The sequence below is a fragment of the Paenibacillus sp. FSL k6-2145 genome (genome assembly GCF_037976585.1).
GTDB lineage: Bacteria > Bacillota > Bacilli > Paenibacillales > Paenibacillaceae > Paenibacillus.
Map to the genome: position 1 here is coordinate 1,045,949 of NZ_CP150267.1, position 12,407 is coordinate 1,058,355.

Annotated in this window: 11 protein-coding genes; 1 reads left to right on the forward strand and 10 read right to left on the reverse strand. The window is 46.6% G+C overall.

The window, feature by feature from the left end:
• Positions 1–68: 68 nt before the first annotated feature.
• Together NZ043_RS04740 and trxB are read right to left on the reverse strand one after the other, a co-directional pair.
• Positions 69–299, reverse strand: coding sequence for a glutaredoxin family protein (locus NZ043_RS04740; RefSeq protein WP_036668031.1), 231 nt, complete (start codon positions 297–299; stop codon positions 69–71).
• A 62-nt stretch (positions 300–361) separates the two neighbouring features.
• Positions 362–1,303: a thioredoxin-disulfide reductase gene (gene trxB / locus NZ043_RS04745; protein WP_036668032.1), complete on the reverse strand. Its 942-nt coding sequence runs from the start codon at positions 1,301–1,303 to the stop codon at positions 362–364.
• A 256-nt stretch (positions 1,304–1,559) separates the two neighbouring features.
• On the opposite strand from trxB, the gene NZ043_RS04750 reads away from it, so the two are divergent.
• Positions 1,560–2,291 (forward strand): ZIP family metal transporter, encoded by a 732-nt coding sequence (locus NZ043_RS04750; RefSeq protein WP_036606933.1) that lies wholly within the window; start codon positions 1,560–1,562, stop codon positions 2,289–2,291.
• A 122-nt stretch (positions 2,292–2,413) separates the two neighbouring features.
• On the opposite strand, the gene NZ043_RS04755 is transcribed toward NZ043_RS04750, so the two are convergent.
• From NZ043_RS04755 to NZ043_RS04790, 8 genes are all read right to left on the reverse strand, one after another.
• Positions 2,414–3,223 carry an alpha/beta hydrolase gene (locus NZ043_RS04755; protein ID WP_133387164.1) on the reverse strand — a complete coding sequence of 270 codons (810 nt, stop codon included), beginning with the start codon at positions 3,221–3,223 and terminating at the stop codon, positions 2,414–2,416.
• 132 nt (positions 3,224–3,355) lie between these two features.
• Entirely contained in the window at positions 3,356–5,371 is a 2,016-nt protein-coding gene (locus NZ043_RS04760) for a heavy metal translocating P-type ATPase (RefSeq protein ID WP_339310825.1), read from the reverse strand.
• 350 nt (positions 5,372–5,721) lie between these two features.
• A complete protein-coding gene (locus NZ043_RS04765; RefSeq protein ID WP_036668035.1) occupies positions 5,722–7,029 on the reverse strand; it encodes a homocysteine synthase in 1,308 nt (435 codons plus the stop codon).
• Positions 7,030–7,266: 237 nt separating this feature from the next.
• The gene (locus tag NZ043_RS04770; protein ID WP_074096473.1) at positions 7,267–8,112 is read right to left on the reverse strand and encodes a sugar phosphate isomerase/epimerase; all 846 of its coding nucleotides are present in this window, start codon (positions 8,110–8,112) and stop codon (positions 7,267–7,269) included.
• A gap of 37 nt (positions 8,113–8,149) precedes the next feature.
• A complete protein-coding gene (gene kduD / locus NZ043_RS04775) occupies positions 8,150–8,902 on the reverse strand; it encodes a 2-dehydro-3-deoxy-D-gluconate 5-dehydrogenase KduD (RefSeq protein WP_062836432.1) in 753 nt (250 codons plus the stop codon).
• 77 nt (positions 8,903–8,979) lie between these two features.
• Positions 8,980–9,738 carry a DeoR/GlpR family DNA-binding transcription regulator gene (locus tag NZ043_RS04780; protein ID WP_165980415.1) on the reverse strand — a complete coding sequence of 253 codons (759 nt, stop codon included), beginning with the start codon at positions 9,736–9,738 and terminating at the stop codon, positions 8,980–8,982.
• A gap of 260 nt (positions 9,739–9,998) precedes the next feature.
• Positions 9,999–10,838, reverse strand: coding sequence for a 5-dehydro-4-deoxy-D-glucuronate isomerase (gene kduI, locus NZ043_RS04785; protein ID WP_091038526.1), 840 nt, complete (start codon positions 10,836–10,838; stop codon positions 9,999–10,001).
• 397 nt (positions 10,839–11,235) lie between these two features.
• Entirely contained in the window at positions 11,236–12,219 is a 984-nt protein-coding gene (locus NZ043_RS04790; RefSeq protein ID WP_133387167.1) for a zinc-dependent alcohol dehydrogenase family protein, read from the reverse strand.
• Positions 12,220–12,407 lie beyond the last annotated feature (188 nt).

Here is a 12,407-nt window from a genome sequence, read left to right on the forward strand (position 1 = left end):
GAAAACCGGAATTGCATATGAATCGAAAATTTCTTTCAACACATGATGATTCACATAATCAGCCTGATTTAAGCGTCCAATGCTTTGGCAAATTGAGTTTTGTTCATACCCAGAATGCGGTGTTCACCAATTACAGTCAATGGCACGGCACGTACACCCATGTCCCATACTTGTTGTGCAAATTCATCGCTTGTTTCGATGTTGCGCTCTTCATAAGAGATACCTTTGTCAGCCAGGAACGTTTTTACGGATTTGCAGTTCGGGCAGTTCGTTGATGTATATACAATTACGTTTTCCATGTTTAATTCACCTCATATGGTTTTATATTAATCTATAGTTTGGTTGGAATCAGCTCATTCTATTACAGAACAACTGCGCTGTGCTCCAAGCTCTCAATGTATTTCTCTGTGTCCATGGCAGCCATACATCCGCTACCTGCAGCTGTAATCGCTTGTTTGTAACGTGTATCCTGAACGTCACCACATGCAAATACGCCTGGGATGTTTGTCTCGGATGTACCTGGTGTAGTCAGGATATATCCATGTTCGTCCGTAGTGATCTGTCCGCCAAGGAAACCAGTGTTTGGTGTGTGACCGATCGCTACGAATACGCCGCTTGCCGGAATCACTTCTTCTTCACCTGTTTCGTTGTTCAACACTTTCAGTCCGGTTACACCGTTGTCGCCAGCAAGTACTTCGAGTGGTGTACGGTTCAAAGCCATTTCTACTTTTTCGTTGCTGCGTGCACGATCCTGCATGATTTTGGAGCCACGCAGTTCTTCACGACGGTGTACCAGTGTTACTTTGGAACCGAAACGGGACAGGAAGCTTGCTTCCTCAAGAGCAGAGTCGCCACCGCCGATGACGATGATTTCTTTGTTACGGAAGAAGAATCCATCACATGTTGCACATGTGCTGACACCGCGGCCCACGTTCGTTTCTTCGCCAGGAATACCGAGATATTTAGCAGATGCGCCTGTAGACAGGATCAATGTTTCGGATACGAGTTCACCCATACCTTCAACTTGAATCTTGAATGGACGCTCACTCATGTCGATGTTGTTCACCCAGCCTGTGCGGAATTCAGCACCGAAGCGCTCGGCTTGTTTACGCATGTTATCCATCAGTTCAGGACCCATAATCCCATCAGGGAAACCTGGGAAGTTCTCCACTTCAGTCGTTGTTGTCAGTTGGCCACCAGGTTGTGGTCCTTCAATAACGAGTGGGTTCAAGTTGGCACGTGCCAGATAGATTGCTGCTGTCAGCCCTGCAGGGCCTGTTCCAATAATAATTGATTTATACATGTATAGTTCCTCCCCCGGGTTCTGCAAAAAGGTTAGACCCTCCGGCATCAAAAGCTTAGGCTTTTGCATACACTAGAACGAAAAGCCCACATCATGTCCACAAGACCTGCCTGTGAAATGACAATGGCCCTATGCAGAAACGGAATTCTAATTTATAATCATTCTAATCTGTTGTTCATTATGATCTCTTTTATGTACGGTGTCAATGCTCGGCAGCGATTATGAAGAAGTCTTCATCAGGAGGGAAAATGGAAGCATGAACGATGCACTCATTGGCAGTTTTATATCAGCCATGTCTACCGGCCTAGGGGCCGTACCAATTCTATTTATGCGCAAAATATCGCACCGTCTGCGTGATATCTTGCTGGCATACGCCGCAGGTATTATGACCTCGGCCTCGGTTTATAATCTTATTCCGGAAGCGCTTGGCCAATCGAATCTCTTTGTACTTGCATTTGGTATTATGCTTGGTAGCCTGGTTCTACTGGTGCTGGAGATGAAGATTCCACACGTCGATCTGGAGAATCCCGAGAAAATGCCTTTTAAAATTGAAACCAAAGCCTTCATGATTATTGCAGCCATCACCATGCATAACCTGCCGGAAGGGTTATCCGTTGGCGTCAGCTATGCAAGCTCGGATGAGAACCTGGGCAATCTCATTGCCTTCTCCATCGGATTGCAGAATGCACCGGAAGGATTCTTGGTGGCCCTCTTTCTTGTGAACCAGAACATTGGCCGCTTCAAAGCACTGGGTATTGCCACCCTGACCGGAGCGGTAGAGATTATTACAGCTATGATTGGTTACACCTTGAGCAGTCTCGTAGCTGGTCTTGTGCCTTATGGTCTGGCCTTTGCAGCCGGTGCGATGATGTTCATTGTTTATAAGGAACTTATTCCCGAGAGTCACGGCGATGGCAATGCACGTGTGGCGACGATGTCCTTTTTGCTCGGGCTCATCACGATGATTGGTCTGACCGAACTGTTTTAATTGAAGACTAAAGAACCCGGCGAACAGTCCAAGACTGTCGACCGACTTCTTTGTTTAGCCACAAATGAAGATTCCATGAAATTACTGGAACCGCCTGTCAGAGGCATTATGCCCTCTCCTGATCAGGATTGGATGAAACGTATCAGTTCCGAATTGAATTTTTCCAATTCATCATAGAATGCACCATGACCGCTCTCTTCAAAAGCAATCAGTTGAGACGAAGCGATACCTTGGTGCATCTGCTCGGCGAATTCAAACGGACAGATCTCATCCTTTTTCCCGTGCAAAATGGCTGTTGGAACCTGGATCGAACTCAGGTCACCACGCAAGTCCTCATCCCGCAACGCAATTGCACTGCGAATGGTACCATAGGATGAAGCCTCCATGCCAAGCGCGTGGAACCAATCCATGAATGGCTGGCTGTGTTTCTTCGCAAAGAACATGCCGCCAAACGTCTCCAGCAACTTCGGACGATCTGCAAAGATCGGCTCAATGATCTGCTCGTTCAACTGCTCTGGAGTCAATCCATATGGATAACCTTCGCGCTGTGTGAACACAGGGGCTGCCGCAGATAACAAGGCCAGCTTGGAGACACCATGTCCCTTATGGCGAGCCATGTAATGTACTGCGATCGCTCCACCCATGGAGAATCCTGCGAGTACCGCGTCCTTCAGCTCCAGATCATCGATAACGGCACGAACATCGTCTGCCATGCGATCATAATCATATCCTGTGGAAGGTTTATCTGATAAGCCATATCCTCTAAAATCTATCGCGATGGCACGAATGCCATGGTTCGGCAGTACATTCAATTGGTATTCAAACATTTTATAATTAACAGGCCAGCCGTGCAAAAAGACAACCTGGGTTCCTTCGCCAATATCTTCAACATATACTTTTACATTTGGTTCCACTTGTACATAACGTCCCATATTTCACAGCTCCCTTATTATCGAATCGTCTCTTCGAATCATTACCCGCTGACCCAAGGTTCAATCGTAAGCTGTTCAACCAGCCGCATACTACCAGCGAAACCAATTAACCATCTTTCTCTCCAAATCTGATTACCGTAGCAGCCTAAGCCCATTCAAAATAACCAGAATTGTACTGCCTTCATGACCTACCACACCCAGAGGCAATGCAACGTCTTGGAGGAAGTTTCCAGCAATTAAAGCCAGAATAACGGTAATGGCAAAAAACATATTCTGCTTCACCGTGCGCTGTGCTCGCCGGGCCTGCCCAATCACCCAAGCGATCTCTTCAATGTTATCGTTCATCAGTACCGCATCAGCGACCTCCAATGCAGTTCCGCTACCCGACAATCCCATCCCCATACCAACAGTAGCTGCTGCAAGTGCTGGTGCATCATTGACACCATCCCCTACCATTAACACAGGACCATACTTTTTGCGGAGGCCTTGAACCTGCTTCACTTTATCTTCAGGCAGCAAATCTGCATAGACCATACTTACTCCTGTTTCACGGGCAATTACAGAAGCTGATCTGGCTCGGTCTCCTGTTAACATGACAACTTTTACACCCATCACTTCAAGCTTTTTCACTGCAGCTGCTGCCTGTGGCCGTACCGTATCCCGCATGGCGATCAGCCCGACTAATTCACCATCAGCCATAACAACGGATACGGTTTTCCCCTCCCCCTCAAGATGAGAGCGTACATCGTCCCACTCAGAAGACACCTTCACAGGGGTAACACCCTGTTTATCTGGATCATCAACGTTGCTGTCTTTCATCTCCTCTGACTGCATCGATTCCATTACATCTGTTTTGCCAATACTCCAGACCACACCATTTATAGTTCCTTCGATACCCCAGCCTGTTAGAGCCTGTACGTGCTCCGCTTCCTGAAGTGTAATGTTCTCCTTGTTCGCCTGATCTACGATGGCACGAGCCAAGGGGTGCATGGAGATGTTCTCAATCGCCGCTACCGCAGCTAACAGCTGGGTACGATCTACATGTTCAGCCGTAATAATATCGGTGACTTGCGGGGTGCCCATGGTCAATGTACCTGTTTTGTCAAAAGCCACGACCTGCGTGCGAGCCATATTCTCCATATGGGCACCTCCCTTGAAAAGAATGCCCCGGCGGGCGCTGCTGGACATCGCGGACAGCATAACAGGCATGATGGAAGACACCAATGCACAAGGCGAAGCAACCACCAGAAATACCATCGCTTTGTAAAATGCCTCATTCCATGTCCAGCCAAGCAGCAGCGGAGTTCCTGCAATGACAAGTAAAGTCACCCCTACAACAATACGTGCGTAAATTCCTTCAAACCGCTCCATGAAACGCTGGGAATCCGGCACTTCTGCCTGCGCTTCTTCCACCATTTTAATGATTTTGCCAAACAGTGACCCTTCAGCCGATTTTGTAACCTCTACGTATAAGGCGCCCTCCCCGTTTACCGTACCTGCATAGACTTCATCCCCCGCAACTTTGTCCACAGGCAGGGATTCTCCAGTAATGGACGACTGATTGATAAAAGAACTCCCCCGGTACACCACGCCATCCGCAGGAATCAGTTCTCCCGGTTTGACCAACAGCAGATCACCCGGCTGCAGATCATCAATAGCCACGAGATTCATCTGTCCATCTTCAATACGCAGTGCAGTCTCCGGCTTAAGTGCGAGCAACGATGAGATATCCTTATGACTGCGCTCTGTCGCATAACTTTCCAACGCACCACTGAGTGCAAAAATAAAGATAAGCATCGCGCCTTCATTCCAGTAACCGATGGCTGCTGCCCCAAGGGATGCGGCAATCATCAGCAGATTTACATCCAGATCACGGTCCTTAACCAGTGTCTCGATACCTTCCTTCGCTTTGGTCCAACCGCCCACGGCATACGCCACAATGTAGAGCATGATGGATAAGGTACCAAAATACGGTGCAGTTCCCCAGGCAATCAGCATCAACAGCCCGCTGCCCAATGCAGATTGCATCTCTTTATTCTGCATCATGGCTTTAAAATCAGGTTTCTTGCCCCGATTGGGGCCGGGTGTTTGGGATGAGCGTTGTTCTGCTTGTTTCTGTCTGTGTAGAGGTTGATGTATCGCTTGCATATGAATCACGTTCCTTTCGAATGGTAGGTTTGCGGATAGTGAATGTGCTCAAGTTCCGCTTCCAGAAATGAAGTTGTATTGAGAATGAGAGCCATTGTTAATGCCCTAAAAATGACACATGCTGCTGCGGGAATCCCGCAGCAGCATGGTTTTGTGAATGATTTTACAATAATCTCGAATGAGAATGATAATCATTTTTGTACTTGTGCAATTATTTTTACCCAATACAACTTTTAATCAGTATATGCCTGTGATCCTCATTTGTAAATGGGTATTTTCTTGATATTCTGCAAATAGATAAATAAAAGCCGCCAGTCCTTAAAGGATGGCGACTACCAGATTATTTATTTTTACGCGCCTACACTTGCTCCCTGACTTGCTTTGATGGCTTGCTCCAGATCATAGATAATGTCTTGAATGTTCTCCGTACCCACAGACAGACGAATCAACTCCGGATTAACCCCTGCTGCGGTTTGTTCATCTTCGGTCAACTGCGCGTGAGTTGTACTTGCCGGGTGAATAATCAGTGACTTGGAATCGCCCACGTTCGCAAGGTGAGAGAACAGTTTGACACTTTCAATCAATTTGCGCCCCGCGTCCGCACCACCTTTGATTCCAAAGGTCAGAATGGCACCCTGCCCTCTTGGCAGATACTTCTGTGCAAGCTCGTAAGAACCGTGGCTCGGCAGACCTGCGTAACTTACCCATGACACATCCTCATGTTTCTCAAGGAATTCCGCAACTGCAAGGGCATTGCTACTATGACGCTCTACGCGCAAATGTAACGTCTCCAGTCCTTGCAGCAACAACCAGGAGTTGAATGGAGAGATCGTTGCACCCAGGTCACGCAATAGCTGTACACGAGCTTTGATAATATAAGCAATCGGTCCAACCGCTTCCGTATATACAACACCGTTATAACTGGAGTCCGGCTCCGTCAATCCAGGGAACTTGCCACTTGCTTTCCAGTCAAATTTTCCGCTATCCACGATAACGCCACCAATGGATGTACCATGACCCCCAATAAATTTCGTTGCAGAGTGAACGACAATATCTGCGCCATGTTCGATGGGACGAAGCAGGTACGGACTTGGGAACGTATTATCCACGATCAAAGGAATTCCATGTTCATGAGCGATAGCTGCTACCGCTTCAATATCCAGTACATTCCCCTTTGGATTACCGATCGTTTCGGCATACAATGCTTTCGTTTTCTCCGTAATCGCTGCCCGGAAATTCTCAGGATCACTGGAATCCACAAATTTCACGTCTATACCCAATTTTGGCAAAGTCGTCGAGAACAGATTGTATGTACCTCCATACAAACTCGCCGAAGACACGATCTCATCGCCTGCACCAGCAATATTCAGAAGTGAAAACGTAATGGCTGCTTGACCAGAAGCTGTAGCCAGCGCGCCAGCTCCGCCTTCCAACGCTGCAATCCGTTGCTCAAACACGTCGGTTGTTGGATTCATCAAACGGGTATAGATGTTGCCAAACTCTTTCAAACCAAACAGGTTAGCTGCATGCTCGGTGTCCTTGAATCCATAGGATGTTGTCTGATACAAGGGTACAGCTCGTGCGTTGGTGGTTGGATCAATCTCCTGGCCTGCATGAATTGCCAATGTTTCAAATGAAAGCTCACGTTCGTTTGACATAAATCTGAATCCTCCCTCGATATATACGTTCTTGAAGTTCCTGATGTCTTCACATGGTGGCATATGTTTTCCATATTCTCTCACAAGATGTCGTATTTGAAAAGACTTATTTCCGATTGTTCCGATAAGAAAAATTAAATATGTACACTATTTATTTCTGTACTAAAAAAACCTTTGCCCTCGCAAAGGTTTTTCAGCTACTTTGCTTAGGTATGCAATACCGAAGCCAGGGTTTTGTTAGACCCGAACTGCACTCCATACTTCACGCAAATGTTTGGCTGCAGGTACAGCTTCCTCCGCAGTTACGCCTTCAAGTGAAATATCGATATGTGGCTTATACGTTTTTAGCAATTCAAAAAATAACGGGTAATCCAGTATTCCTGCCCCAGGTACTGGGTTGAACTTCTCTCCCTGTGCATCAAAGGCTACATCCTTCGCATGGATCACAATCATGCGCTGATACAGCGATTCCATCACCTCACGCAAGAAAGCCCCTTGATCTGCTGCATGTGGCTGTTTGATCAAATTACACGGGTCGAACAGCATCCCCAGATTCGATGAAGGAATCTCTTCAAACAAACGTGTCATATGTTCATGCGTATGAAGGGTATGTGTGGACACAGGCTCAATCGCCGCATGCACGCCCCATTTCTCCGCTTCCTCAGCCAACTCCTCAACCGTTTCTTTCAGCACACTCCACGCCTTCTCTTCATATCCATCCGGATGTGTATCCTGATAGGTGTCCAAGCCCCCGGTCTCCGTTGCTACCATGCTGCAACCAAAATCCCGGGCATAACGCAGATGCTCCTTGAATCGATCAATGTCCGCACGTCGTCTTACTGGATCAGGGTCAATCGGATTAATATAACAGCCCAGTACTGCAATCTTCACCCCGCGCTGTGCAAATTGATCTCCGATCTCATTTGCCAGTCCGGGGCTCAGCTTGCCATTTGATGAGTCCACATCTGATAATGCTTTGGCCAGCGCCAGCTGTACGGAATTAAATCCGTTATCCGCAATCGTCTGTGCAAGCTGTGCTGTAGGCTGTTTGCCAAATGTATGTGCCAGAATACCAAGTTTCATCTCACTGCCTCCTTATGCTAATCCGATTATCAAACGATTAACGTGCCATCCAGCCTCCATCGACATTCAGCACATGACCATTCAGGTAATCCGAAGCGGCAGATGCCAGAAAGACAACCGGGCCTTTCAGATCTTCTGGTGTTCCCCAACGCCCCGCAGGAATACGGGCTGTAATATCCCGGTACCGATTCTCGTCCGCACGGATCTGGGTAGTATTATCGGTTTCCATATAACCAGGTGCGATACCGTTAATCTGGATTCCTTTACCTGCCCATTCATTGGCGAGTGCTTTGGTTAAACCGGCAACGCCATGTTTACTGGCTGTATATCCTGGCACGTTGATCCCACCTTGATAGGACAACATGGAAGCAATATTAATGATTTTGCCACTTCCGCGTTCAATCATATGTCTGCCTGCCAATTGGCTTAGGAAAAATACAGTGTTCAGGTTCAGACCAATTACATCATGCCAGTCCTGCCCTGCATGATCAGCCGCAGGTGTGCGACGGATGATTCCGGCATTGTTGACGAGAATGTCAATTCTGCCCTGGAACGCAAGCGCCTGTTCGAACACAGCCGACAACTCATCTTCACGACTTAAATCCGCTTCAATCACATAAGCCTTGCGTCCGAGTGCTTCAATGGCACTTGCCGTTTCCGCAGGCTTGGAATAAGAGACCAGCACCACATCAGCACCTGCTTCTGCCAAACCAATGGCCATCCCTTGTCCAAGTCCTCCCGAGGTACCTGTCACCAGTGCAACTTGTCCGCTTAAATCAAATGGGTTCATGAATGATTCCTCCGCATGGTTTTGATATGCAATCCTTAGAGCCGTCCGTTCTTTAATCCCATGAATAATGAATGAGGTTAACTTTGATAATCCACTGTGACACCGCTCTGCTCGTATAAGGCAGCCGTCTCTTCATCCAAACGACTATCGCTGATAATGTAGTCCAGTTCCGAACACTGGGCAAAAGTCCGAAGTGCAAATTGTCCAAATTTATAATGATCCACAACGCCGTATACTTGCTGCGAGGCAGATATCATTGCTTTTTTCAAAGGAACCAGATCTCCCGTGTATATGGATAATCCAAATTCGGGATGAAGGGCTGTCGTGGATATAAAGGCTTTATGAATGTTAAGACTGGATATAAACGCAGCCGTATCATCCCCAACCAACATATTCCGTACACGCGCCCCGCCAGGCACAACCAGTCGCACTTGCTCCTTTTTGGTCAACTCCGCAATAATGAACAGGTCATTGGTCACCACCGTCAGTGGTTGATTATCGAGACGTTTGGCCATCTCCAGCGTGGTGCTGCCACCATCGAGGGCAACGATATCTCCAGGTCGAATGTAAGTAAGGGCACGTTCAGCAATCTCCGTCTTCTCCGGATGATGCTTCTCGGCAACTCCGCGGCTATTCAAGATGCCATACTGATCATTCTGAGCCAGCATAGCACCACCGTGGACACGTACGAGCAACCCCATACTCTCCAACTTGTCGAGATCCTCTCGCACAGTCTTCCCAGTCACCTGCAGCAACTCACTCAGATCACTGACGGTTACTTCCTGGCGCTCCAGCAGAGCCTCCATAATTTTTTCATGTCTTTTCAATGGATTCATCATAATCAACTTCCTATATTACCTGAGTCAAATAGCAGTTTCACACGTACACTTCGGGTACAGAAAACCTTCCGAGCACTCTTATCCCCATATTTCCTTTGATCCTTTATTTAAAGGGAGAAATCTGGTGATAAAGGCAAGCTTATGCTTTCGAAGCAGCTTTCTTTCCAGAAAGCTTTTAGCTTCGATTCTTCAGGTCCTTTCTGTCCCCTCCGGCCTAGTGTCTACCCTGTCAATTTAACTCAGACATCTGTAATTTATTATTTCAGGTCTTTCATCGCTACGCCGTCCATATCTTCGAACGTCTGGTTCTCACCAGCCATCGCCCAACAGAAGGTGTAATTGCTTGTACCCACACCACTGTGAATGGACCAGCTTGGGGAAATGATCGCCTGGCGATCACGTACAACCAGATGGCGTGTTTCGTTTGGCTCACCCATCATATGAAATACAACACCGTCTTCAGGCAAGTTCCAGTACAAGTATACTTCGGAACGGCGGTTATGGGTATGTGCAGGCATCGTGTTCCACATGTTACCCTTGTCGAGTTCGGTAATACCCATCACCAACTGACAACTCTGAATTCCACCTTCTCCTTGGTGAATGTAACGATAGATCGTACGCTCATTGGAAGTTTCGATGCTGCCCAGATGATTCGGCTGAGCTTGTTCTTGTGTTGCTTTTACTGTTGGATAGGTGTGATGAGCCGGTGTGGATACAAAATAGAATTGGGCAGGTTGAGCCTTGTCACTGCTCGTGAAAACAACTTCCTTCACACCTCTACCGATGTAGAGACATTCCTTCGCTCCAATCTCATAACCTTGTCCGTCCGCTGTCACTGTTCCGTGACCACCGACATTAATGATACCGATTTCACGACGCTCCAGGAAAAAGTTCGTTCCGATATCCTTCAGGTCCACTTCAAGGGTAATGTCCTTACTCTCAGGTACAGCCGTTCCCACAATATAACGATCCACATGAGAATACACCGTTACCAATTCATCGGTTGCAAACAGTTGCTCCATCAAAAATTCCTCACGCAGGCGAGATGTATCATACGTTTTCACTTCATTGGGATGTGCAGCATAACGATTTTCCATTATTAATCCATTCCTTTCGTCATTTAAATTAGTTGGTATTGAGTTTGATAATGTTCATATAAGTTCATTTTAGTTCATTATGTATCTTTTGTGTACCTTTATTTTCGAAAAAATAATTTTCTGCGATAAAACATTTATGATTCTAACTGTCTTCGATCTAATACAAGACATGGTCAGTCAAAGGAGATGCAAGCTATGGATTACCAATCGTGGATCGGAGTATCTACTCCTCCCAAGAAAATGGTAGTGGAATCGGAGGTAACAGTCCAAGTACTGCAATAACGGCTGCCATAATCGCAGTAAACATTATATCTTTAATCTTCACAACAAGGCACCCAATATGAATTAGTTGTTAATTACGCATTCTTTATGTTGAGTTTTTTCTATGTCTTATGTATTACTGTAATAAGAGAACCTTCCCTTCGATACCCGATTCAGCCGCTGCAATAGCCTGGTGTACATTCGTTAGTTCATACGTCGCCCCAATGTTTGCCATGACAAGTCTCCCTGCTCTGACCAGCTCTATCACCTCATGAAATACCTGTTCCCAGCGTTCTTGCGAACAGCGTTCCACCCAATGCTTTAACCAGAAAAGTTTCACTTGAACTTGTGTTCCCCGGGTTACTTCATGCCATAAAGGTGTGATACCCGAAAGCAGTCCTACACTGATGACCGTCCCATTTGGTTTAAGGTAACTGACTAACTGTTCCCCGTCTGTCCCTCCAATACAATCCACGACTGCATCAGCACCGCACCCCTCTGTTAATTCCGTAATTCTAGCCTGTAGCAACTCGTTCGTCGTATTGATAACAGAAACTGCTCCAAGACGATACAGTTCAGCAGTATGACGATCATCTCTCGTAAGCGCAATCAACTTAAATCCATTGATTTTTGAGATCTGTGCAAAGATTCGTCCGATCGCAGATCCCCCTGCATTCACAATCAGGGTATCACCATACGTAAGCTTAAGCACCTCTGTACAGATCAACCAAGCCGTCACCGGATTAATATAGAGCTGACTGGCTGATTGATCATCGATATCATTCGGCACAATAATCGTATGTTGCTCCAAAGTCTTCACGACGTCCTGCCAAGTATTCTCACCTTTTAGCGGCAAGACACGGCGCCCCAACATTTGATTGGATACTCCCGGTCCTACTGCTTCTACTATCCCCACACCCTCAAACCCGGGAACAGCTGGTAAACGGGTACGATGCGGGTAAGCTCCTCGAACAGGAATGATATCGGAGGGATTAATAGGCCGAGCATACATCCTCACTGCTAATTCACCGGGGCCAGGGGGTATCACATCTTTTTCTTCCATACTTAACACTTCACATGGTTTGCCAAAACGATAATAACGGATTACCCTAGCTTTCATTGGTACATCTCCTAAAATAATTTTGCTAAAATAGCTCTAGCTAAAATATTGAATATATTGACAGAGTGTATAACAATAGTATCAATGGTAAATTATTTCATCAATGACTTATTATGATATTTACAACTTTTTTTCATTAAAATATGCGATAACTTCTGCTTAGAAAAAAAAAGAGCCCCACAACCTTG